Source organism: Nodosilinea sp. FACHB-141 (genome assembly GCF_014696135.1).
GTDB lineage: Bacteria > Cyanobacteriota > Cyanobacteriia > Phormidesmidales > Phormidesmidaceae > Nodosilinea.
Map to the genome: position 1 here is coordinate 553,911 of NZ_JACJPP010000007.1, position 24,341 is coordinate 578,251.

Sequence of the window (24,341 nt, forward strand, 5' to 3'; positions counted from 1 at the left end):
AGCAATAGGTTCGCAACACCGTTTAAGCAGCGGGGCTAGGGTATGCCACCTCGACTTCTATCTACGGCTAGCCAAGTGCAGAGCCTGTTTACGGCCCCGCCGCTGTTGTCTACCCAGGGCTTTTGCTGGCATGGTGCTCACGTAGACTGTCGCTGGGAACCGCCTGGAGCCATTGAGGAAGAGGTGTCTACGCCCTGGCACAGCGTTGTGTTATTTACTCAGTTCCCTGAATCAGAACCGGTCTGGGCAGAACGCTCGATCGATGGACGATTCAAATCAGAGCGGGTGCATCCGGGGGACATTTTGGTGCTGCCCGCTGGGGTGGGGCAGCGATCGCGCTGGAATGTCCCCGGCGAATTTATGAACCTAGTCTTTGAGACTGCTGCCCTAGGGCGATCGCTCGACGAAGCTGCCGACGGCACCACCTTTGAGCTCATACCTCACTTTGCTACTCAAGACCTCTTGGTGTTACAGCTAGGGCTGTGTCTCAGGCGGGTGCTCCAAAGTGGTGGTGAGCGTCTCTACGCCGAAGCGCTCACCACGGCCCTGGCCGTGCATCTGCTGCAAACCTATGCCACTCGCAAGCCACAGCTCAAAACCTATGGCAACGGTCTGGCTAAGCCTCAGCTAGAGCGGGTGATGGACTACATTCACAGCCACTTAGATGCTGACTTGAGCCTAGAGACCCTGTCCACCCTGGTGGGGATGAGCGCCCACTACTTTGCCCAACTGTTTAAGCAGTCCACTGGGGTCGCGCCCCACCAGTACGTCATTCGCTGCCGGGTACAGCAGGCCAAAACGCTGCTGGCTCAGCCCGACCTCCCCATTGCCGATATTGCCTGCCGGGTAGGCTTTGCCCACCAGAGCCACCTCAACCGTCACTTTAGGCGGCTGGTGGGCACGACCCCTGGCCAATGGCGGCAGGCAAACCGTTTCTAGGGCCGCTCTGTTGTCGTCATTAGGGTTGGCTTTGGCGTTTGGGTAATACCTGCATCGAACAGTGAGCCAAGAGCTTTGCATAGCCTCTTGCCGTGAGGGTAGAGGTTAGGCGCGGCGATCGGAAGTTTGTGCAAACCAGCGGAAGAACTTGCAAGACAGAGCGCGATCGCCCTGGCGATACTAAAACCATGCGCTCTGACTGGAGAAACGCCCATGGTGCTGCTTGAAACTCGAACCGAACCTATGGTGATTAACTTCGGCCCTCATCATCCCTCCATGCACGGTTGCTTTCGGATTATGGTCACCCTCGACGGCGAAGATGTGATCGACTGCGAACCCGTGATCGGCTACCTGCATCGCGGCATGGAGAAAATTGCCGAGAGCCGCACTTCCACCATGTTCATCCCCTACACCAGCCGGTGGGACTACTACGGTGGCTTGTTCAATGAGGCCGTCACCGTCAACGCCGTAGAAAAGCTGGCGGATATTGAGGTGCCCAAGCGGGCCAGCTACATTCGCGTGATTTTGCTAGAGCTGACCCGCCTGGTCAATCACCTGCTGTGGATCGGCCCCTTTGTGATGGATATGGGGGCGCAGACGCTGTTTTTCTATGCGCTGCGCGATCGCGAACCCATTCTCGATTTGTTTGAGGCGGTGAGCGGCTACCGCATGGTCAACCACAACTATTTCCGGGTGGGGGGTGTGGCTGCTGACCTGCCCTACGGCTGGACGGAGAAATGCCAAGACTTTGTGGATTACCTGGCCCCCAAGCTCGACGAGTACGAGCGCTTGGTCACCGACAACCCAGTGTTTCGCCGTCGCTGCGAAGGGCTGGGCGTCGTCACCCGCGATGAGGCTATAGGCTGGGGCTGCTCTGGCCCCATGCTGCGGGCTTCTGGCGTCCAGTGGGATCTGCGCAAAGTCGATCATTACGAATGCTATGACGACTTTGACTGGCAGGTAGCCTGGCAGACCGAGGGCGACTGCCTAGCCCGCTACCGGGTGCGTCTAGATGAAATGCGCCAGTCACTCAAGATTATTCAGCAGGCTCTTGATGGGCTACCAGGCGGTCCCTGGGAAACCCTTGAGGCCAAGCGCTTGGCCGAAGGGCCAAAGTCGCCGTGGGATAGCTTTGACTACCAATTCATTGCGAGAAAAATTGCCCCCACCTTCAAAATTCCTGCTGGGGAGCACTATGTGCGGGTCGAGTCAGGGCGAGGTGAACTGGGCATTTTTCTGATCGGTAACGAGACTCCCATGCCGTGGCGGTGGAAGATTCGCCCTGCTGACTTCAACAATTTGCAGCTACTGCCCTACCTGCTCAAGGGCCAAAAGGTGGCTGATATTTTCGTTATTCTCGGCAGCATTGACGTGGTCATGGGGTCTGTGGATCGGTAGAGCGCTAATGCCATGGTCAGCACTCTGGCCAAAGCACAGCATTGGTGCTGGTGTGGGAACGCGCTATAACGCGTCAATTCGGCTTAGCGCCATCCCTATTGGTCGATGGGTTGGCACATAGCAAACAGGGTTCAGACATCTCTGCCTGAACCCTGTTTGCTATTTATCTAGGTTTGGTCTTTACGAGCAAATCTAGGAGTAGAGGCTTAGTAACCGCCGCGGGAGAAGCTGTCGCCACCGCCACGACGACCGCCGCCGCCACCACCGAAGTTACCACCGCCGCCACCGCGATCTTCACGGGGCTTAGCTTTGTTAACTTTGAGGTCACGGCCCATCCACTCAGCGCCGTCTAGGGCTTCGATAGCTGCGTTCTCTTCAGAATCGGCAGACATCTCGACGAAGGCGAAGCCGCGCATACGCCCGGTTTCACGATCGGTGGGAAGTTGTACCCGCTTAACAGACCCGTACTCTGCAAACACAGAGGTTAGGTCTTCGCTGGTAGCGTCATAGGACAGGTTGCCTACGTAGATTGACATATCTTTTCTCCAAAAATTAAAGGATGTGCAGAGCAAAATTTCGGAGAGAAGTCTGTCAATGGAAAAACGGAAAAATTCGTTAGTACTAGAAACAAATGCTGCTAACCGATCTCTATATCTCTGGAGACACCCTAGCACGTTTGAAAAGCTGGTGGAACCCTAGAGGGTCAAATCGCTCAATAAAAACTAGTTATGGAGTGACAAACCCCGTGCAACCGTATATCTAGCGTTTTAATTGTAAAGTTTTGTATGTTTTGATGGTGCCAACTTTTGGACAAATTACTTGCTCCAGATCAGTTTTTAGCCGCCTTACCAACCTGTTCGAGGGGAAAGGGCAGCAGGTGACGCCCGGTTTCCTGAACCATCCCCGTGGGAGAATGGGCATTTAACTGAGATTTCACCTATGCCTGCTGCATACATTGAAAACGAAACCGAGTTTGATGCGCTTCTAAGTGCAGAGTCGTTATTTGTGGTCGATTGCACAGCGGCCTGGTGTGGCCCCTGCAAGTTGGTGGCCCCGCTGATGGATCAGCTGGCCGACGAATACGGCGATCGCGTCAAAGTCCTCAAGCTTGATTTAGATGCCAATCAGGCTGTGGCCAAGCGCTACGGCATTCGCAGCATTCCCGCCGTGATGTTCTTTCAGCAGGGAGACGTAGCGGAAACCTTAGTGGGGGCGAAAAAGTATGACGAATATAGTGAGACCCTAAGTAAGTACCTGAGCTAGGGCATTTGCCTCCGCCCAATCTCTTTAGTCGCCAACGTTGTAGGCGCAGGTCGCGATGGTTTAGGGCCAGTTGACCAAACCGCTCGTGGATAGAGCAACTGGCCAAGCTGCGATCGAGGGTTAAGGGCAGATCTAGGCATAACGTCCACACCCCCGTAGACTGAGGACAACCGATTGATCCAACAGCAGGGCGGGCGATATGGAAATTCTTTTTGTAGCAGCGGAAGCGGCACCCCTGGCTAAGGTCGGCGGTATGGGTGACGTCGTGGGTTCCCTGCCTAAAGTGCTGCGCAAAATGGGGCACGACGTGCGCATCTTCATGCCCTACTACGGCTTTTTGCCTGACAAGGTCGATATTCCTGAAGAGCCGGTGTGGAAAGGCACCGCCATGTTTAACGACTTTGCGGTGTACGAGACTACTCTGCCTGAGTCTGACGTGCCGGTGTATCTGTTTGGTCACCCCGCCTTTGACCCCCGTAAGGTTTATGGTGGCGATGATGAAGCCTGGCGGTTTACCTTTTTTGCCAACGGCGCGGCTGAGTTTGCCTGGAACTACTGGAAGCCTCAGATTATTCACTGCCACGACTGGCACACGGGCATGATTCCAGTGTGGATGCAGCAGTCGCCCGACATTAGCACGGTGTTTACCATCCACAACCTGGCTTACCAAGGGCCGTGGCGGTGGGAGCTAGAGCGCATTACCTGGTGCCCGTGGTACATGCAGGGGCACAACACTATGGCGGCGGCGGTGCAGGCTGCCGATCGCGTCAACACGGTGTCGCCCACCTACGCCCAGCAGATCAAAACTCCCGACTATGGCGAAGAGCTAGAGGGGTTGCTGTCGTTTATCAGCGGCAAGCTAGGCGGCATTCTTAATGGCATCGATGACGAGTCCTACGACCCGGCCACTGACAGATATATCGTTAAAAACTTTACCCCTGACAGCCTCGAAAATCGCCGCGCCAACAAGATAGCGATTCAAGAAGAACTGGGCCTAGAGGTCAACTCAAAAGCCTTTTTGGTAGGCCTAGTGGGTCGCCTGGTGGAGCAGAAAGGGCTGGATCTGATTCTGCAAATTTTGGACCGCTTTCTCTCCTACACCGACGCGCAGTTTATTCTGCTGGGCACGGGCGATCGCTACTACGAAACCCAGCTCTGGCAGATGGCTAGCCGCTACCGGGGTCGCATGGCCACCTACCTCCTCTACAGCGAGGGGCTAGGCCGCCGCATTTATGCTGGAGCCGACGCGTTTCTAATGCCGTCGCGGTTTGAGCCCTGCGGCATCAGCCAGATGATTGCCATGCGCTACGGCTGCATTCCGGTGGTGCGGCGCACGGGTGGTTTGGTGGATACGGTGCAGCACCACGACCCCGAGCACCACACGGGCACGGGCTACTGCTTTGACCGCTACGAGCCGCTGGACCTGTTTACCTGCCTGATTCGCGCCTGGGAGGGCTACCGCTTTAAGGATGCCTGGCGGGCGCTACAGCGGCGGGCCATGGAGCAAGACTTTAGCTGGGACAAATCGGCGATCGATTACGTCAAGCTCTACAGCGAAATGCTGGGGATCGACTTTAAAGACCAGCTGTCTAAGCCCGAGCTAGCCCCAGCTACGACCTCTCCCCAGGAGCCGCTAGCGGTGGTGGATGCGACTCTACCCAAATCTCCGCTAGCAAAGTAGAGCGGCGAGCCCTGCGGGACGGACGGTACTGCTGTCTGTCACTTGTGAGCGGTTTGTAGGGGGGAAAGTGTGGCAGATTAGTGGTTTCTGTTCCACGAGGCACCTATGAGCGATGGTAACGGTTCGGCAGCGGGAAACCTGACCCAACCCGGTCTACCCGAGACCGGAGCTTTGCCCAAGCGCCGCCATATTGTGCTGACCTCTCACTCTAATCGGTCGGGGCTCAAAGGGAATCCGGTGCAGTGGGGCCATGGGGATCCTCTGCAGCGCGGGGCGATCGTGGCGACGGTCACCGATCCAAACCACCGCAACGCCATTGGTACTCATTCCGGTTCCTATGCTGTGTACCGCGCTCTGGCAGTGGCCAGTGGAGTGCTGGATCCGGATCATAGGCCTGACTTTACCAATACCTCCCCTGCGATCCCTATTGGCCCTCACCCTAGCTGGGCTGACCCTGAAAAAATTGTCTCCCTAGACCCCTTTGGGGCTTTGGTTGGCGATGTCTATCGCGACAAGATTGCCGAAGGCCTCGACATTCGCCCCACGATCGCTGTCACCCGCGCCCACATTCAAATGCCGGAGCTGCTAGAGGCGGTGCGCCAGGGGCGAATTAAAGAAGACGGCGAAATCGTCAAACCTGGTGGCGACCTAGTGGTCACTAAGGCAGCCGTGGAGCCGGTGTGGTATCTGCCGGGGGTAGCCCAGCGCCTGGGCGTCAGCGAAGACGAGCTGCGCTACGCCCTGTTTGAGCAAACCGGCGGCATGTTCCCTGAGCTGGTGACGCGGTTTGATGTGAAGGTGTTTTTGCCCCCCATCGGTGGCATCACGGTGTATATCGTGGGCGATCCTGACGCGATTACTGATCCGGCTCGCCCCCTAGCGGTACGGGTTCACGATGAATGCAATGGCTCGGATGTGTTTGGTTCTGACATTTGCACCTGTCGCCCCTACCTAGTGCACGGCTTGGAAGAATGTATTGCTACGGCTCAGCAAGGGGGCGCGGGGCTGATCATCTACTTCCGTAAGGAAGGGCGCGCTCTAGGGGAAGTAACAAAATTCTTGGTATATAACGCCCGCAAGCGGCAGGAAGGAGGCGATCGCGCCGATGCCTACTTTGCCCGCACCGAGTGCGTCGCTGGGGTGCAGGATGTGCGCTTTCAGGAGCTGATGCCCGACGTGCTGCACTGGCTAGGGGTGACCCGCATCGATCGCTTCGTGTCGATGAGCGACATGAAATACAACGCCCTAGTGCGATCGGGTATTGAGATTGTTGAGCGGGTGCCGATCCCCGACGACCTGGTGCCCCCCGATGCGCGGGTAGAGATTGAGGCCAAGAAGGCGGCGGGCTACTACACCGACAAAGTAGCGCCCACCGAGGAAGATCTGGCCCAGGTAAAGGGGCGGGGTTTGGAGTAGGAATGGTAGCAGACAGCGATGGGATGGTGGGCGGTGCCCACCCGACAGCAGCAGAGGCAGCGATCGCTTACCTGCAAAGTCCGCAGGCCATTCGCGATCGCACCCGCGTTCTCTTCACCCTGGCCGAGCAGGATCAGCTCCAGCATTTTCGCTACCATCCCGAAGCACTGCCTGCTACCGCTGCCTACGTTCTCGACGTCATGCAGCAGCAGTATCCCGATGGCGAGATTCCTTTTCACTCTCGCTGGCGGCATTTTGAGGTGCAGGGGCGATCGCGCCTAGACCTTCTAGAGCCAGAGTTATCGAGACTGGATCTACTAGAGCAGGCAAGGCTGAAGGTGGATTTGGCGATCACCAGCGTGCTGCTGGACGCTGGAGCCGGGAGTCGGTGGCGGTACGTGGAGCCAGGGACGGGAATTGAGTTTCAACGGTCGGAGGGGTTGGCGATCGCCAGCTTCCACAGCTTCACTGCGGGACTTTTCTCTAGCCAACCCGACCATCCCTGGCAAGCAGACGCCCATGGGCTCACGCAACTCACTGCTAACCAACTTGCCCAAGCCTTCCAGGTTAACAACGACAATCCACTATTGGGACTCGAAGGACGAGTAGCGCTGCTGCAAAAACTCGGCCACACCCTGCGCCAGTGGCCCCAATTCTTTGGGTCTGACCTTCCCCGACCAGGTCACTTGGTGGACTACTGGCTACAAATTGCCTTCCAGAGTCAGCTATCAGCAACGACCGTTTTGCAAACCATTCTGCTAGGCCTGGGGCCGATCTGGCCCGGACGGGTAGAACTGGCGGGCACCAATCTCGGCGACGTATGGCCCCATCCTCAACTGCCCGATACTGGCTCCGGCAGCAACCTTGTCCCCTTCCACAAGCTCTCCCAGTGGCTCACCTATTCGCTGCTGGAACCCCTGCAAGACCTCGGCCTCACCATCACCGATCTCGATCAGCTCACCGGCTTAGCCGAATACCGCAACGGGGGGCTGTTTGTGGATATGGGTGTCCTCAGCCTCAAAAATTCTGCTGATTTTGAGGTCGCCCATCCGCCCAATTCTTCACTGATAGTTGAATGGCGCGCCCTCACCCTCTGTTTGCTAGACGACCTCGCCACCCACATTCGCCAGTCGTTAAACCTGGATGCCGAAACGCTTCCCCTGGTAAAAATTCTCCAGGGAGGCACCTGGACGGCGGGGCGACAGATCGCTGCGGAGAGGCGATCGGGGGGAGAACCGCCGATTCAATTGGCCAGCGATGGCACGGTGTTTTAGAGTTCAAAAATTCAAAATGGAGAATTCAAAACTTTGTAAATCCTTCGGACTGGCTTTGCCTACGTGCAGCGTCTTTGCAGGAGAAACTTTGAGTTTTGCATTTTCCCCTTCCCTCACCCACCCATCCTCCTCTCTACTAACCTATGCCTGATCTCCACCTCATCGACCATCCCCTCATCCAGCACAAGCTCACCCTGATGCGGCGGGCCGAGACCAGCACGGCAAAGTTTCGCACGCTGCTAAAGGAAATCAGCCTGCTGATGGCCTACGAAGTGACGCGCGATCTGCCGCTGAAGCTAGAAACCATCCAGACACCCATGGCCACGATGGAAGCTCCGGTGCTGGCTCCGGAGAAAAAGCTAGTCGTCGTTTCGATCATGCGGGCGGGGCAGGGCATTCTCGACGGCATCTTGGAGCTGATGCCCTCGGCGCGGGTGGGGCACATTGGCCTCTACCGCGATCCCCAAACCCTGCGGGTGATTGAGTACTTCTTCAAGGTGCCGGAGGATTTGAGCGATCGCGACGTTCTCGTCGTTGACCCGATGATCGCTACGGGCAATACGGCGGTGGCGGCACTGTACCCGTTAAAACAGGCTCAGCCGCGATCGCTCCGCTTTCTCTGCCTGCTCGCCGCCCCCGAGGGCATTGCCCACTTTCACCGCGAACACCCCGACGTGCCCCTCTACGCTGCCGCCGTAGATGAAAAACTGGACGAGCGCGGCTACATCTTGCCCGGCCTGGGGGATGCAGGCGATCGCCTGTTTGGCACTAAGTAGCAACGCCAAACCTCATTCACGCTTGATCAGCCTTGTTCCTAACGTTTGAATGTTCAACTAAACGGTTGCCCTAGACCCGTAGACGCTCCTATGAGATGCGGCGGCTCAAGCTCCTGGTCAGAGTTGAGTGGCGCTAAATTCTCTCAGCCAATTGACCTGTAGCAGATGAAGTTTGAGTAGGAAAGCCAAAATGCCACAACTTAAGACTATTGAGCTTTTCTTAATTTCTCGCTCTTCTGTTTTCATGCTTTTGCGATCGCAAAAGCATGAAAACAAAACGTTGGCCTACACTAGCTTCATAAATTTGGGTGGCTGACGCAGACTTATAAATAGCCTTAGTCTTAAGGAAATCAGCATTTATTATCTTTAAGTCGTGACACAACAGATGGAACTATTTTTTAATCTAGAATTCATGTAGTCAACAAATTGATTAAGATAATTGAGAACAGTTAGTTTTTACCTAAGCACGTTATCCGGAAGTAGCAAGGTATCGCGTAAAGCTATGTAAAGCGGCTTCTAGCAATATTTAGAATTATTCATGACGCTTTTGTTACATCAAAAAGGCTTTAGAGATAAGGGTTACAGAGCTTGACGCCAGAAAAATTCGTTCCTCGATGTACTAATTCACTTAACTTCATACTTCTAAATCAGCGGCTCATAATATTGTCCTTCATATTCTTTTAAGGACTCTAAAAGTGAGCTAATTGGGGCATTTGCAGCGTTTGTCAGCATTTTTTGAGGCGAGCTGAGCAACGGGCTGAGGAGTTTTTAGAGCCGGTTAACAGGTCTTTTTCTTTCGTTCAGCAGTTTTGTCGGTTGGCTAGACGACAGAGTTTTATTCGCAGCCAGTTAAAATGAGGTCAATCTCGCTAAAAGCCTAAGGCTCAAGACAGGCCTTTGATTCATGCTGGGCGAGAGAACCAATCCATAATTGGGTTTGTTGGTGTAAAAGTCTCAAGTCATTGAGACCAAGTTGTCAACGCGAATGGTGAATTGCCCTGTAATTTGTCTTGGGTAATGCGATCGCCCCTACAGGCAGTCTGACCATCGCGGCATCTGCTTCGAGCCTACGGGCTGCCAGCGAATTCTTGTGTGATTACTACAGTATTAAGGGTTCTTATGGCTAAGCAATCTATTCGTCTGCCCGAATCAAACACAACGACAGAAGTGCCACTGTCGTTAGAGTCGGCAGGTGTTGCGCTCGATGCCGAAGCGCAGGTGAGCCAAATTCAGCAGGCGTTGGTCAACAACTTGTACTGGGTACAGGGCAAAGATGAACAGTTTGCCAACGCCCACGACTACTACACAGCGCTGGCCCACAGCGTGCGTAATCAGCTTTTGCAAAAGCGCATTCGCACCGCCAAAACCTACGCTCAAGAGCGGGCGAAGACGGTCTACTACATGTCGGCCGAATTTTTGATGGGGCGTCAGCTCGGCAATGGCCTCATCAACCTGGGCCTCTACGACACCATGCGCCACGCCCTAGCCGACTGCGGCCTCGACCTTGACGAACTGTTAGAGCGCGAGGCTGAGCCTGGCCTGGGCAACGGTGGACTGGGTCGACTCGCCGCCTGCTTCATGGATTCGCTCACCACCCTCAACCTGCCAGCGGTGGGCTACGGCATTCGCTATGAGTTTGGCATCTTTACCCAGCTGATTCGCCAGGGCCACCAGGTTGAAGCGCCCGACAAATGGCTCAGCTACGGCAACCCCTGGGAAATTGCCCGCCCCGACTATCGGGTCGAAATCAAGTTTGGCGGTCACACCGAGGTCTACAAAAAAGACGGCGACGACGACTATCAGGTGCGATGGATCCCAGCTCAGACTGTGATTGGCATTCCCCACGACGTGCCAGTGCCGGGCTATGGCACCGAGAACGTCAACCTGCTGCGCCTGTGGAAGGCCGAGGCCGGCGAAGCCTTTGACCTCGATGCCTTTAACGCTGGCGATTATTTTGGGGCCGTGGCCAACAAGATGATCTCCGAGAACATCACCAAGGTGCTCTACCCCAACGACGAGACCCGCCAGGGCAAAGAGCTGCGGCTGCAACAGCAGTACTTCTTCGTCGCCTGCTCGCTGCAAGACATCATTCGTCTGCACCTGCGCGACCACGGCAGCCTAGAGAATTTGGCCGAGTTTGCCGCTATTCAGCTCAACGACACTCACCCGGCTATTGGTGTCGCCGAGCTCATGCGCCTGCTGATCGACGAATATAACTTTGAGTGGGCCGCCGCCTGGCAAATCACCCAGCGCACCTTTGGCTACACCAACCACACTCTCATGCCCGAGGCGCTGGAGAAGTGGTCGGTGGACTTGTTTGGCAAGCTGCTGCCCCGCCATCTCGAAATCATCTACGAAATCAACCACCGCTTCCTGGCCCAAGTCAAGCTGCGCTACCCCAACGATCCCGATCGCCTCGAGCGCCTTTCTCTCATTGAAGAAGGCGGCGAGCGCCGGGTGCGGATGGCCAACCTAGCCTGCGTCGGCAGTCACGCCATCAACGGCGTCGCCGCCCTGCACACCGAGCTGCTCAAGCAGGAGGTGCTGCAAGATTTCTACGAGCTGTGGCCCGACAAGTTCAGCAACAAAACCAACGGCATTACCCCCCGCCGCTGGCTGTTGCAGTGCAACCCCCGCCTGGCGCAGTTGATTTCTGAAACCATCGGCGACAGCTGGATCACCAACCTCGACGATCTCAAGCAGCTAGAAGCTCACCTAGACAACGAGGTATTTCGCCACGCCTGGCAGGCCATCAAGCAAGAGAACAAGTGGAGCCTGGCCCGCTACATCCACGACACCGTGGGTATAAAGGTCAACCCCGACTCGATGTTTGATGTGCAGATTAAGCGCATCCACGAGTACAAGCGGCAGCTGATGAACGTGCTGCACGTGATTACCCTCTACAACCGCATGGTGCAAAACCCTGGGGATCACGTCGTGCCCCGCACGGTGATCTTTGGTGGCAAGGCGGCCCCCGGCTACGCCATGGCCAAGCTGGTGGTGAAGCTGGTTAACGCTGTCGCCGATGTGGTCAACAACGACCCGATTGTGGCCGGGCGGCTGAAAGTGGTGTTTTTGCCCAACTACAACGTCTCCCAGGCCCAGCGTCTGTTCCCAGCCTCTGACCTGTCAGAGCAGATCTCAACCGCTGGCATGGAGGCCTCGGGCACTGGCAACATGAAGTTTGCCCTTAACGGCGCACTCACCATCGGCACCCTCGACGGCGCCAATGTGGAAATCCGCGAAGAGGTGGGAGCCGACAACTTCTTCCTGTTTGGTCTGACCACTGAGCAGGTCGCCGCCTGCAAGGCCGTGGGCCACAACCCCTGGTGCTACTACGACACCAACCCCGAGCTAAAGCGCACCTTGGATGTGATCGCCTCAGGCCTGTTTTCGCCCGGTGAGCCAGACCTGTTCTTGCCCATCCTTGACTCGCTGCTGGTGGATGATCCCTACATGGTGATGGCCGACTTTGCCGCCTACGTGCAGTGCCAAGAGCATGTCAGCCGCACCTATGAAGACCGCGATCGCTGGGTGCGCATGGCCATTCTCAACACCGCCCGCATCGGTAAATTCTCCGCCGATCGCACGATCGCTGACTATGCCCGCGAGATCTGGAAGGTGAAGGCGGTGCCGGTGGCTGGAGAGTAGGAGCGTGGATGGGTGGATGAGTAGTCGGGTGGATGAGCGATTCCGTTGATCCTAATTCCCTACCCATCTACCCCCTACCCATTTACCCCCTACCCATTTACCCCTCTCCTCGCTTCGGCGGTTCCTTGAGCGCCGCCACGAGCAGGCAGACAATGCCGATGTTGATACACACGTCGGCTACGTTAAAGATCGGGAAGCGAATTAGCCGAAAGTCTAGGAAGTCAATGACTTCGCCAGACAGGAGGCGATCGATGCCGTTGCCTAACGCCCCGCTGAGAATCAGCCCGTAGCCCACCTGCTCCCAGCGGTTGGGCAATCGTGCTTTTAAACCCAAAGCAATCAGCCCCAGACTGACGGCTAGCGATAGCCACTTAAGCCATTCACCGTTGTTGCTAAACAGGCTGAAGGCAGCCCCGCTGTTGGTTACATAGGTAAAGTAAAACACCCCTGGCCAGATTGGCAGCGAGTCGGGTGGAGTGGTGAGTTCAAAAGTTTGAGCTACCCAAAACTTAGTCAGCTGATCGAGGGCCAGCCCAACCCCAGCGGCGATCCAAAACCAACGATTGCGCACTCTCATGGGCCTAGTAAAACAACAGCTGTCGCAGCACCAGCGACAGCACTGCCACCGCACACACTATCACCAGATGGCCCGGTATCGGCAAAATAGAGTATCCCACCAGCAGCTCCCAGTAGGAGGCCGATACAGTCTGCAACCAGCCTAGCAGGGAGGCAAGAGTCAGGTAAATAATGCCTAGCCCGTGGATGATGCCCAACCCGCTGAGGCAGCTCAGTGCCAAGGTCTCCAGCTTGGGCGGGTTTTGAAAGGCCAGGTAGCCGCACACCCATCCAGCGGGCACAAAGCCAATTAGGTAGCCAAAGCCCGGCTCACGCACGTAGCTCAGACCACCCCCCTGGGTAAATACCGGAAACTCAAACACCCGAAACAGCGCCAGTCCCAGCACTAGGTAAGCAACCTGCGACAGCGCCGCCGCGTTTTTGCCTCCCACGCAGCCGGTCAGCAGCACAGCCCCTACTTGAAAGCTCACCCCCAGCGACAGCAGCGCCATACCAGACTGCCCCCAAGTCCAGGGAGCGTTGAGGGTAAACGCTTCCATCCAGGTGGCTACAATGGTGAGAACCAACCCAATCAGAGCCCACAGTAGTTCGAATGGTGCTAGCACTGGCGATGTCTTCACCCGTTGGCGGCAGAATTCAGACATTCACATTAGCAGGGTTTGTCAGACTGGGCACGGGTTAACAGAAAGATTTTTGCCCACTATTAGGCAGCGACAAAGGCATCTCAGTCGCGCACATTCCCCCGCAGAGATTTAATCTGCCCACGCTTAGCTTTGCTGTCGAGGCGTTTTCTCTTGGCAGTTTTTGAGGGTTTGGTGGGTTTGCGCTTTTTAGGCGTAATAGTAACGCTTTGAACTAAACCCTTGAGGCGATCGAGGGCATCTTCTCTGTTTTGCTCTTGGGTGCGATGCTGCTGGGCTTTAATGATGACAATTCCCTCTTTGGTGATGCGGCTGTCGTTGAGGTTGAGCAGACGTTCTTTGTAGAGGGGCGATAGAGAAGATGCATTGATGTCAAACCGCAGGTGAATGGCAGTGGCAACTTTGTTGACGTTTTGGCCCCCCGCCCCCTGAGAGCGGACGGCGCTCAGCTCAATCTCGCTCAGCGGAATGGCGGTGCGGTTGGTAATTTGCAGCATGAAAAATTGAGGACGCTATCTACACCATAGCCAGATTGAGCCAGGATGCAGCATAAAGCCTTGTCAGGTAACGACTTCATGCCGTGTGGCATCTCTACATTCTGGTTGATTGCCTGCTCGACGGGTTTATTTACTTTGAAGTCAGAACGTTGCTCACAGGGTGCTTTATCCTTGTGGGCAAGCGTTTTGAAGTATTCCACCTAAAAAGTATTCTGGTTAAGCACACGGACTTGGCCTTTGAGTCTAGTCGTTGCAGAACCTTGAATAAGTATTTAGCGGAACACTCCTAATTGAGAGCGGCAAAATCAACTAAAGGAGCTTAATGATGAGAGAACGCAACTGTGCACTAATTTTAGGTATTTTATTTACGGCCTTGGGTCTGGCTGGATTTGTCCCAGCTCTTGTATCGCTTCCCTCACCGGAGGTGGCTGGTGCGGCCCCCCTGCCAATTGATTTGGGAGACACCTATGTGCAGGGTTTTGGCTATCTTTTTGGCCTTTTCCCGATTAACTTGATGCACAACCTAGTTCACCTAGCGGTTGGCATCTTTGGTATCTCGGCTTCTACCACGGTGGGCGGTGCTCGTCTGTACAATCGGTTCTTTGCAATTTCTTATCTGTTGATTGCCGTTATGGGTTTGGTACCCGTGGCTCATACCACGTTTGGCTTGATGCCGATTTTTGGCAACAACGTTTGGTTCAACGCCGTTACAGCGTTGATAGCGGGCTATTTTGGGTTTGTTGCACCCGACAAAGAAACCAGCCTCAGCGTTTAATGATCTAGGAGTGGTAGGCTTGGCCTTCTAAGCCCACCGCTCTTAGGTTCTGTTTGGTTAAGCAAGGTTAGCTTGCTCAAGCATTTTTAGAAGGTTGACGTAATTGAACTCGAACCGACGATCCCCACGATATTTAGGTAGGGTTTCAGCATTGCGAGAAATTCTGGTTAGCTTTATGACCTCATTGCTAACAACATGAGCCTGCCGCTGCCAACACGCCGGTGCAGCTTAGCCCTAATCTCTACACAGGGCTGACAGCATTGTCATGAACAAGACGGCGATCTCTGTCTAAGCTTCGTAGCCAAGATAGAACGTCTCTGTAAACGGTGTAGAAGACTAGTTGGCCAACCTAGTGCGTTGGAAAGACAAACCCATTGCCATGTCGATTGTCCAGGGTTAGTTAGTCGGTGTAGCCCACTTTACTCTAGGTTATACCCTCACCTACGCAGCCTTTTTGATTGGCACTACAGCTGGGCGATTTGGCTGACAAGGGGCTCAAAAAATCTAAGTCTTTCTCACGTGAAGTTGTTATGAATCATAAAGCTTAGTCGTGAGAAGCCGCGCAGTTAGAAGGGACTAACTGCGCTTTTTTATGGTGTCAAAAATTAGGTTACGACCTTTGACCGTTGAGGATTGCTCTGGAAAGGTAAAGCATGGATAAAAGCATTACTGCAACAGCCTTAAACGGGGCTAACTAGGAGACACCATGACAGAGCAATATACCCACAGAGGCATCGGTTTTTTCCCTAAGGAGGAGCAGGCCGAGCAAGCTATTCGAGCCTTACAATCATCCGACTTTCCGATGGGCCAGATCTCAATTTTGGCCAAGCAATTGGCAGACGATGTAGTGGCGGGGGGCGCTAAGACAGGCTCTGAGGTCGAAGGGCAAGATATCAACGACTCTAAACGATTGCCGCAAAATGCTCTAGCAGGAGGATTTTGGGGTGGTTTGCTAGGCGGCCTGACCGGTTTGGCAATGATTCCTGGGGCGGGCGCGGTGATAGCGGCAGGCTCCGTTGGTGCGGCTTTGGCTACGTTAGCTGCTGGACAAGGGGCAGGGGCCTTGGCGACGTCAAACCTCAAGGCTGGGTTGCGTTCCCTGGGCGTTCCTGAAGACCAGGCTGGAGTCTTTAGCGATCGCTTAATTGGCGCAGAGTTTATGGTGATTGTCGATGGCAGCCAGGAGGAAGTGAGCCAGGCTGAATCGGTTTTAGCTGGCCATAGCATTCAAGTCTGGGATGTCTATCCGACGCCGCAGTCTGAAGTCGGTTCTAAGTAGTCGATTCTAATTGGAAAGAACGATTGCGTCAGGGCCAATTGGGAGCTTTTAGATTGGTTGGGCGATCGCCTAAACGTCAATCTATTCCTTTCTAATGAGGATGTCCTAGACTCCCATTTCTAGACTGAAAACGACGACCTAGATAAAGCCTTTCTAACGCGATCTTAGTCTTCCTCGACAAGTCGTGACTGAGACCAAAGCCGTGATCGCAGCAGGTGCGCGCTGAGGTGTTGGCGAGGCTGTTTTGCAAGCTAGAGCCACCACTATTAGCCATGATCGACTCTCCTTCCTCAGGTACGGCAGAAAAGCCCAGTGCTTTTCCGATCAACGTTAGGCCGTTTAAGGTGGCCGGGTTTTTGATCGGGTTTGGTCTGGGCGGCTTTATTGACGCCATTGTTTTGCACATGCTGTTGCAGTGGCACCACCTGGTTTCGGGCCGGGTACCAATGAACACTTTGGTAGGTTTGCAGCGCAACGTTTTTTGGGATGGAGTTTTGAGCGCTGGTATGTGGTTGGTCATCGTGGTTGGGCTGGCTGTGCTGTGGCGCGGTATGCAGCAGGTCCCCATTGTGCCTCTCACCACCTCAGCTTTTGTGGGATGGATTTTGATGGGGTGGGGCGGATTCCAGCTCTTCGACAGCGTCTTTTTTCACGCTCTGCTGGGCCTGCACCACATCCGGCCAGGACCTAATTATTTGGTCTATGACGCGGCCTTTTTTCTAATTGGCTTTGTGTTGATTGGATTAGGTTTTCTCATGACGCGTAACCAAATTGATGCTTAGCCATTTTTCCTCCTAGCAGCCCTGCTGGTGCTGGTTGAGCGGCTCGATTCACTGCGATCGCCGTTTCGTCTTCTAGTACGGCTCTGAGAAAGGGCGATCGCGGGTCTTTTTAGCACTTACCCTGTCCTATCTTGTTCTGTCTAAAAAAGAGTCACTAGGAGCGTTTGTCTGCTTGCCCAAATCAGCGGCATTGTCTATGTGCTGGTTTGCTTAGCTTTGTTCCTACTGTCGAGCACAGTGGTGGACAAATTTTGGAACGTTTCACGAAAGAGCTGCTGAGAGAGATTGTGTTGCTGCTCTGTGGCGCGGGGCAACTACTCTGGGCCACTCTATGGCCTGCTCCGGGGTCACTCCCAGGCTCTGAAGTCTTAAGGAAAAAACACTTCACCATGATCTTGAAGGTTGGCATCAGCTTTTTCCTATGTCGTCAAGGGCACGGCTGAGGCCCGGATACTTTCACCTCAAGAGGAAGATGTGCTGAAACTTCTCGATCTATATAGTTGTTCCAGAAGAGCACAATGGTAGATATAACGTTTCAGAACATTTTTAGTTCTGAAACTCAGCGTGCTTGTATTGTTCGTCACTTCTTTTAACAAATTACTTAGTGCATCATTTTTGCTTCCATGGATTTAAATCCTTCAGTTAGAACCGATGCGCCGTTTCCGGTTGTGGGGATGGCGGCTTCTGCGGGTGGCCTGGAAGCGTTCATAGATCTGATCTCTAACTTGCCAGCCGACACGGGCATGGCATTTGTGCTGATTCAGCATCTAGCGCCTGACCATGAGAGCCAGCTGGCTGAAATCTTGGGCAGAGTCACCCCAATGGTGGTGCAGCAGGTGCAAGACCAGATGGCGATCGCGCCCAACCAGATTTACGTGATTCCGCCCAACACCCAAATGACATTGATAGATGGGGCCTTTTGTCTGGCGGCGCGCCAAAAAACTCAGGGCAAATATATGCCGGGGGATGCGTTTTTTGAGTCGTTGGCCGCGGATTGGGGCAATAAAGCGATCGCAGTCGTGCTGTCGGGCATGGATGGCGACGGTTCGCAGGGGTTAAAAGCGATTAAGGTGGCGGGCGGTGTGACCTTTGCCCAGTGCGAAGACAGCGCCAGGTATGACAGTATGCCGAATACGGCGGTTGCTACCGGAGACGTTGATTTTGTGCTGCCGCCCGAGGCGATCGCCGCAGAGTTGGTCAACATCAGCCGCAGCCCGTTGTTGACCGTCTCAGAGCCGCTTCAGGGCGTGAAGGCGGACGATGCCCTAACTACTATTTTTGCGCTGCTGCGAAAGACGAAGGGCGTTGACTTCACGCATTACAAATCTAAGACGATCGATCGCCGCATGCAGCGCCGGATGCTGCTGTATAAGCTCGACACCTTGCAGGACTATGCTCAATACCTGCAAGAGCACCCGGCTGAGGTGCAAGCCCTACATGATGAGATTCTGATCCACGTCACGAGTTTCTTCCGGGACCCAGATACCTTTGAGCAGCTAAAAACAAAAGTTTTTTCGACAATTAACCAAAACAAAGCCGTAGACACGCCCATTCGAATCTGGGTGGCGGGGTGCTCGACGGGGGAAGAAGTCTACTCGATCGCCATTTGCCTACTAGAGTTTTTTAGCGATCGCGCCACTGTTCCGCCGATTCAAATTTTTGCCACCGACATCAGCGAAGCCGCGATCGCCAAAGCGAGGGCAGGCGTTTACTTAGAAAGCCAGATGGGGGGCGTCTCGCCCGAGCGGCTCAGCCGCTTTTTCTTTCCGGTGGCCGCCGGAGGCTACCAAATTAGCAGCGCTGTCCGAGAACTCTGTATCTTTGCGCGGCACGATTTAGGCAGCGATCCGCCGTTCTCTAATCTTGACCTGATTAGCTGTCGCAACGTGCTGATTTATCTATCGAGTGCGTTGCAAGAGCGCATCATCGCTATTTTTCACTATAGTCTCAACCTCAACGGCTTTCTCATGCTGGGCATGTCTGAAAGCGTCAAAACCGCCTCAGACCTATTTGCGTCGGTTCACGAGCCCGCCAAAATTTATGCGCGCAAGCTGACCTTGACTCGTCCCCTGTTTTCATTCACCACCAGGGTTCACCCCGCTGTCGGTGGCGAGCGCCCGCCGCGAGTGATTGAAACCACCAGCAACAATTTTGATGTAGTGCGAGAAGTTGACCAGCTAATCGCCGCTCGCTACGCCCCGGTGTCTGTAATTATCAACGACCAAATGCAGATTCTCCACCTGCGCGGCGACACCGACCCCTATCTGAAGCTACCCACCGGCACCACTGACCTCAACGTGTTGATGATGGCCCGAGAAGGGTTAATACTGCCCCTGCGCACCGCTATCTATCAAGCTCAAACTCAAAACATTGTGGTGCGACAAGAACAGATTCAGCTGGAATCGGGTGAGGACTCAGCGTACCTCAATCTAGAAGTGATTCCATTTCAGCCGACCACTGCATCCACAGTTTATTTTTTGGTGATCTTTGAAGCAGTTTTGCTGCCGGTCACGCCCTCCCCGGCTACATTAGCTGAGCATCAGGAACCGGAAGACCTAGCGCGTGAAATATTGCAGCTTCGTCAAGCTCTATCCGCTGCGATTCAGCGAGAACTTTCGGCGCAGGCGCATTTGCAGGCGGTGATTGAGGAACACAGCCACCTCAACCAAAATCTGCGAGTGGCCAATGAAGAAATCCTGTCGAGCAATGAGGAGTTACAAAGCACCAACGAAGAGCTCCAGACGGCCAAAGAAGAGATTCAGGCTACTAACGAAGAACTCTCCACCACCAACGACGAACTGCGCAGCCGCCACCTGCAACAAATTCGAGACAATAGTGATCTCAACAACCTGGTTGATAGCATCAGTGTGCCGATCCTAATGCTCAACAATAAGTTGGAAATTCGTCGGCTTACGTCCACAGCGCAGCGTCTGTTCAACTTCATTCCTAGCGATGTCGGCAGACCGTTTAGCGACCTTCGCACCGATTTTGACGTTTCCAGCCTAGAGTCTATGGCGTTAGAAGTGCTAGAGACGCTCAACACCAAAGAACAGGAAATTCAAACTCGAACCGGCTATTGGTACTCCCTGCGGATTCGTCCTTACCGGACGACAGAAAACCTGATTGACGGCGTAACCATAGTTTTTCTCGACATCGACGCGCTCAAACGCCATGCTGCCATCTTGGAGGCGGCTCGTGACTATGCAGAAGCGATCATTGAGACGGTGCCCACCCCCTTAGTTGTGCTGGATGCCACTCTGCGAGTGGACATGGTCAATCGCGCGTTCCGCGACATGTTTCAGACGTCAGCATCAACGTTTGTGCGCTCGTCCCTGTTTGACCTCAGCAACGGACAGTGGAATAGTCACCAACTGCGATCGCGCTTAGCAGACGTGCTCAGCCATGACAGTCGGCTGCAAAATTTTGAGATGGACTATTGGTCTGAGCAAACTGGGCAAAAAACGCTGCTGTTCAATGCCTGCAAGCTACAGCGCGACGATGAGACGGCGATGGTTTTGCTTGCGATCGAAGACATTACCGAGCGCCAGCGTTCTGAAAGCGAGCGCTCCCAACTCCTCGCCCAAGAACAGGTCGCCCGTCAGCAGGCCGAAACAGCCAACCTCGCCAAAGATGAGTTTCTCTCCAACCTCTCCCACGAACTCCGCAATCCCCTCAACGCCATACTCGGCTGGGCGCAGCAGCTCCGTGCGCGCGCCCTCGAAGAAACGACTATTATCCGTGCTTTAGAGACGATTGAGCGCAATGCCAGGATGCAATCCCAACTGATTGAGGATATTTTAGATACCTCTCGGATTGTTAACGGCAGGCTCATTCTTCGCCCGGCTCCGCTCGAACTGCGCTCAGTGGTGCAGGCGGCGATCGAGACCGTTCAACTTTCAGCCGACGCCAAACAGATTGAAATTGTGGCTCAGCTCAATGCTGGAACGGTAGTTGGGGATGCCAATCGATTGCAGCAAGTCTTTTGGAATTTGCTGTCAAACGCGATTAAATTTACCCCGCCCAACGGGCGCATTGAAATTACCCTAGAGCGGGTGCAGGGGCAGGCTCAAATTCGAGTTACTGATACCGGGCAGGGCATTACAGCCGATTTATTGCCGCATGTTTTTGAGCGCTTCCGTCAGGGCGACTCTAGCACCACCAAAGCAAAGCCCGGTTTGGGCCTAGGGCTCGCGATCGCCCAGCAGCTGGTAGAACTGCACGGCGGTACCCTGCAAGCCACCAGCCCCGGTGAAGGACAAGGCGCGACATTCATCGTCAGGTTGCCGCTGGACGGGCGCTCCCAAGCACCGCCATTCAGTGTAGAGCCTGCATTAGAGAGTTCAAGCGCTCCAGTTGCGTCGGTAGACGGCCTGCAAATTTTGGCAGTCGATGACGAAATTGATACCCTTGAGCTATTCAAATTTGTGCTAGGAAACTATGGGGCTAACGTGGCAACTGTGGCCTCTGCCAGCGAAGCCCTAGCGGCTTTGAACGACAATCCCAATCGGTACAACATGCTGATCTGCGATATTGGCATGCCCGAGCAAGACGGCTATTGGTTGATTCAGCAAGTGCGATCGCTGAGTGCAGATGCTGGAGGGCAAATTCCAGCCATCGCGCTGACGGCTTATGTGGATGAGGCCGACCGACAACGGGCGATCGCCGCCGGATTTCAGCGTCATCTCGCAAAACCCGTGGACCCAGAAGACCTCATCAGAGCGATCGTGTCAGTCCATAGCGACTCTATGTAAACCGTGCTGTAGAGTTAGGTCGTTTCGCCTGCACAGGCAAAATACCCGTTCCATCGACTAAGTCAGCTAGCCGAGCGCATTTGTCTCCTGCTACTGCACCCAGCAAGCAGGGCACCATCGCTCCACAGCGGCGATCGCTTCGCTATTTGTGTAAATGCAATATGATGCGACGGGTGCGGCTATGGTTTCTGGGGAATAGCCATCTAATTGGCTAATGTATACCGTGCTGGGCTTTGACCTACTCTAGCTGATGGGCGTTGCTGTGCTGGCGGGGCTAGCGGACGTAGGCAGCAAAAAGCCCCAACGCTGACCAGAGGCTAAAGTGAAGTTCCGTTGGCCCTATTTTGCCTTCAATTGCTCCAATGTTACGATCACGTTTTCGATGCCTGCGCAGGTTTTATCTAACAGCGCTGCTTAAGCTTTGTCGGCGGGTTCGGCGTGCAAAATGCGGTTAAGAATTTGTTCTAAGGTCTGAATGTTAGTGTTCATCTTTGATGCCTCGCTGGCGTGGTTGCCTGCTTTGAGGTAGCGAATCTCGACGGGTACTACCCACCGTCCATCCCTTGTTTTTTTCTGTGTTCAAGCGATCGTGCTGGGATAGTACAACTATGCCATCTAGCTCTTTCATCAGCGTTTCAGCAGTAGCCGTGTCCCCGTCATTCGAAGCCTGAGTGTAGGCTTCTATCAAAATTCGAAATTCGTTGTTCATCATTTGCTATTCCTCTCAATGCTGCGTTAGTTGGTTTTCTCCATATACGAAGTAACACTCTTAGTTATTGAGGAGGCACAACCAAACGACAGATTCCTCAGTAATTTCTAACAACTTATACGCATCTAAAACATTTTCATCTAATAAGTTATACATGCCATCAAATAACTGCTAAATTGCAAAATTCAGATCCATCGGGGTGATTTTTCTCCAATAGGATGGCCGAACATACCGTAAGATTCTGAGATCAGCGTTCTGTAAAAATAGACCGCATCTTCCTCCCCTCGTGCTCAATCACCGTTGATTGATTGGGGTCGGTCGCGTTCAGCGTTATAACAACGTCAAACTCAGGAAACTCATATCTCATAACAAGGCCCGAAATAGTGGTTAACCTCCGAAGTAAACGGCTCGCTCTTTCTCGCGGCGCTTGACTAGGCGGCCCGGTGGCACCTTGCCCCCGGCCTTTGTCCAGCTCATTAGGGCATCGGCTTGGCGGTTGCTCGCCTGTGCGTGGCGGTAGGTTTCGCTGCCTATAAACTGGTGCGGGCCCACGTTGTAGCAGAAGCTGTCCAGGGCACTGGCCTGATACTCAGCGAGGCCCAAGGGTGCGATCGCAGGTAGGCATTTGCGCTCCAGGTAGGCCAGCAGCTCCCGCTCTGCTCTTAATCAGTTCCGTCATCCCCGGTGCATCGATAGCGGGGTTTGAGGCTGCGATCCTCATCGTCTTGCGCTGCCCCTGATGCCGCCACCTCAGGCGAATCCAGCCGTCTATGTTCCCAATTGAAACTTCACCTTTGGGAGTTCTAGCCATTTCGGGTACCCATTCTGTACCCATTGAAGCGCTAAAACCCTGATCGTTCCGTTTAAATCCGTTAAGTGCACACCCGTTTCTAGATGCGATCGCACCCCAGTGTCAATCATTAAAGGCCTTGAAATGGCGGCTTTTCAAGGAATGGACGTAACTGGACTCGAACCAGTGACCCCCACGATGTCAACGTGGTGCTCTAACCAACTGAGCTATACGTCCGGGCAGATATAGAAATTAGCACAATGGGTGGGGCGACCGCAACCTCTATCGCCACCGATCTAACGAGCCAGAGCAGGCTGGAGGGAGCGCGGTTGTTTAAGGCACCCACGAAATAGACGTTTCAGGAGGATAGGAGATATGTAAGAGATATATCTTATAGCTAGTGGGGGTTCTCGCAAGGGGTCGGTGTCGGTGCAATTGTTTCGTGGGTGATTGCGATCGCTAGTGGGCTGATCAAGCAGGGGGTAACAAACTTCACTTTAGGAGACGAAGTGACTGACAACTAATGTGCCACTCATTATTTAGGTGCGCAGTAAATAGAACACCCTCAGCCATAGCTAAGGGACAGTATTAGTAGGGGCGTGAATGGCAGTACTGAAGCTAGGTAAGGTTGTTGTAGATGGCTTGTGGACAGCTCACAACAGCCAGAGGGTTCCACACTAATATTTCTTTATTTCACAACAGTAAGTTAATAGGAGTCAAACAAATAGACAAATTCATTTGAATAATATCTATTAAAGGCATCATAGGTACCTTGTTCTGACTCGTAGTATAGGTCGCCCTCTTTATCCAATAGGACAAAGCGTAAATCCTCTTCGCCTTCTAGCTTGATTGACATGAGAGGGCGTTCTGAGATGATGCTTACGCCTATAGTGACTAGACCCTGATCAGAATTAACAATCAGATATCTGAATTCATTATCATCTACAGATTTTACGCAGATATTTGAGTTAATTACCCGACCTTCACAAACGCTTTCTAAATTGTTATAAGGGATAGTCTGCGCTTGGGCGGCTACGGGGAAAAGAACGGCTAAAGCCGTACCAAGAACCAATGAATGTTTGAGCATATTGAGCCTAGCAGGTGCTTCTCAAGTCTTCCCTAAAGAATCCGATGGATTGGAGC

Annotated in this window: 19 protein-coding genes and 1 tRNA gene; 12 read left to right on the plus strand and 8 right to left on the minus strand. The window is 54.0% G+C overall.

All coding sequences use genetic code 11. The features are described from left to right. The first annotated feature begins 42 nt into the window (after positions 1-42). A complete protein-coding gene (locus tag H6F59_RS05945) occupies positions 43-939 on the plus strand; it encodes a helix-turn-helix domain-containing protein (RefSeq protein ID WP_190696372.1) in 897 nt (298 codons plus the stop codon). 213 nt (positions 940-1,152) lie between these two features. Beyond that, complete coding sequence (locus H6F59_RS05950) at positions 1,153-2,337, plus strand: NAD(P)H-quinone oxidoreductase subunit H (RefSeq protein WP_190696375.1); 1,185 nt, start codon at positions 1,153-1,155, stop codon at positions 2,335-2,337. A gap of 206 nt (positions 2,338-2,543) precedes the next feature. Here H6F59_RS05950 and H6F59_RS05955 read toward each other — a convergent pair whose 3' ends face one another. Next, on the minus strand, positions 2,544-2,873 hold the full coding sequence (locus tag H6F59_RS05955; RefSeq protein ID WP_073606395.1) for an RNA-binding protein: 330 nt from the start codon (positions 2,871-2,873) through the stop codon (positions 2,544-2,546). A 403-nt stretch (positions 2,874-3,276) separates the two neighbouring features. Here H6F59_RS05955 and trxA point away from each other — a divergent pair, with 403 nt between their 5' ends. The 6 genes from trxA (at position 3,277) to H6F59_RS05985 (ending at position 12,398) form a co-directional block, all read left to right on the plus strand. Continuing rightward, positions 3,277-3,600, plus strand: coding sequence for a thioredoxin (gene trxA / locus H6F59_RS05960; protein WP_190518682.1), 324 nt, complete (start codon positions 3,277-3,279; stop codon positions 3,598-3,600). Between the two features lie 199 nt (positions 3,601-3,799). Next, complete coding sequence (glgA, locus tag H6F59_RS05965) at positions 3,800-5,281, plus strand: glycogen synthase GlgA (RefSeq protein ID WP_190696378.1); 1,482 nt, start codon at positions 3,800-3,802, stop codon at positions 5,279-5,281. Positions 5,282-5,386: 105 nt separating this feature from the next. Continuing rightward, on the plus strand, positions 5,387-6,697 hold the full coding sequence (locus tag H6F59_RS05970; protein ID WP_242021283.1) for a GTP cyclohydrolase II: 1,311 nt from the start codon (positions 5,387-5,389) through the stop codon (positions 6,695-6,697). A gap of 2 nt (positions 6,698-6,699) precedes the next feature. Next, positions 6,700-7,971: a URC4/urg3 family protein gene (locus H6F59_RS05975; RefSeq protein ID WP_190696381.1), complete on the plus strand. Its 1,272-nt coding sequence runs from the start codon at positions 6,700-6,702 to the stop codon at positions 7,969-7,971. Between the two features lie 143 nt (positions 7,972-8,114). After that, positions 8,115-8,747: a uracil phosphoribosyltransferase gene (gene upp, locus H6F59_RS05980; RefSeq protein ID WP_190518675.1), complete on the plus strand. Its 633-nt coding sequence runs from the start codon at positions 8,115-8,117 to the stop codon at positions 8,745-8,747. Between the two features lie 1,119 nt (positions 8,748-9,866). Further along, on the plus strand, positions 9,867-12,398 hold the full coding sequence (locus tag H6F59_RS05985; RefSeq protein ID WP_190696384.1) for a glycogen/starch/alpha-glucan phosphorylase: 2,532 nt from the start codon (positions 9,867-9,869) through the stop codon (positions 12,396-12,398). Between the two features lie 97 nt (positions 12,399-12,495). On the opposite strand, the gene lspA is transcribed toward H6F59_RS05985, so the two are convergent. From lspA to arfB, 3 genes are all read right to left on the minus strand, one after another. After that, on the minus strand, positions 12,496-12,975 hold the full coding sequence (gene lspA, locus H6F59_RS05990; protein ID WP_190518671.1) for a signal peptidase II: 480 nt from the start codon (positions 12,973-12,975) through the stop codon (positions 12,496-12,498). Positions 12,976-12,979: 4 nt separating this feature from the next. Continuing rightward, the gene (locus tag H6F59_RS05995) at positions 12,980-13,618 is read right to left on the minus strand and encodes a biotin transporter BioY (RefSeq protein ID WP_199308798.1); all 639 of its coding nucleotides are present in this window, start codon (positions 13,616-13,618) and stop codon (positions 12,980-12,982) included. An 80-nt stretch (positions 13,619-13,698) separates the two neighbouring features. Continuing rightward, complete coding sequence (gene arfB / locus H6F59_RS06000; protein ID WP_190696387.1) at positions 13,699-14,112, minus strand: alternative ribosome rescue aminoacyl-tRNA hydrolase ArfB; 414 nt, start codon at positions 14,110-14,112, stop codon at positions 13,699-13,701. 322 nt (positions 14,113-14,434) lie between these two features. Between arfB and H6F59_RS06005 the strand changes: the two genes are divergently transcribed. The 4 genes from H6F59_RS06005 to H6F59_RS06020 all read left to right on the plus strand — a co-directional run bounded on the left by H6F59_RS06005 (position 14,435) and on the right by H6F59_RS06020 (position 21,699). Continuing rightward, entirely contained in the window at positions 14,435-14,887 is a 453-nt protein-coding gene (locus tag H6F59_RS06005) for a DUF4383 domain-containing protein (RefSeq protein WP_190696390.1), read from the plus strand. Between the two features lie 706 nt (positions 14,888-15,593). Then, a complete protein-coding gene (locus tag H6F59_RS06010) occupies positions 15,594-16,166 on the plus strand; it encodes a hypothetical protein (RefSeq protein WP_190696394.1) in 573 nt (190 codons plus the stop codon). Positions 16,167-16,438: 272 nt separating this feature from the next. Beyond that, the gene (locus H6F59_RS06015; protein ID WP_190518664.1) at positions 16,439-16,948 is read left to right on the plus strand and encodes a DUF2243 domain-containing protein; all 510 of its coding nucleotides are present in this window, start codon (positions 16,439-16,441) and stop codon (positions 16,946-16,948) included. 623 nt (positions 16,949-17,571) lie between these two features. Beyond that, positions 17,572-21,699 carry a chemotaxis protein CheB gene (locus tag H6F59_RS06020; protein WP_190696396.1) on the plus strand — a complete coding sequence of 1,376 codons (4,128 nt, stop codon included), beginning with the start codon at positions 17,572-17,574 and terminating at the stop codon, positions 21,697-21,699. Positions 21,700-22,177: 478 nt separating this feature from the next. On the opposite strand, the gene H6F59_RS06025 is transcribed toward H6F59_RS06020, so the two are convergent. From H6F59_RS06025 to H6F59_RS06040, 4 genes are all read right to left on the minus strand, one after another. Further along, complete coding sequence (locus H6F59_RS06025) at positions 22,178-22,411, minus strand: hypothetical protein (RefSeq protein WP_190696401.1); 234 nt, start codon at positions 22,409-22,411, stop codon at positions 22,178-22,180. A 384-nt stretch (positions 22,412-22,795) separates the two neighbouring features. Further along, positions 22,796-23,011, minus strand: a complete 216-nt coding sequence (locus H6F59_RS06030) for a lysozyme (protein WP_190696403.1) — start codon at positions 23,009-23,011, stop codon at positions 22,796-22,798. Between the two features lie 350 nt (positions 23,012-23,361). Next, positions 23,362-23,435: transfer RNA gene (locus tag H6F59_RS06035), tRNA-Val, on the minus strand. Positions 23,436-23,904: 469 nt separating this feature from the next. Next, positions 23,905-24,285, minus strand: a complete 381-nt coding sequence (locus H6F59_RS06040) for a hypothetical protein (protein WP_190696406.1) — start codon at positions 24,283-24,285, stop codon at positions 23,905-23,907. Between the last annotated feature and the right edge of the window lie 56 nt (positions 24,286-24,341).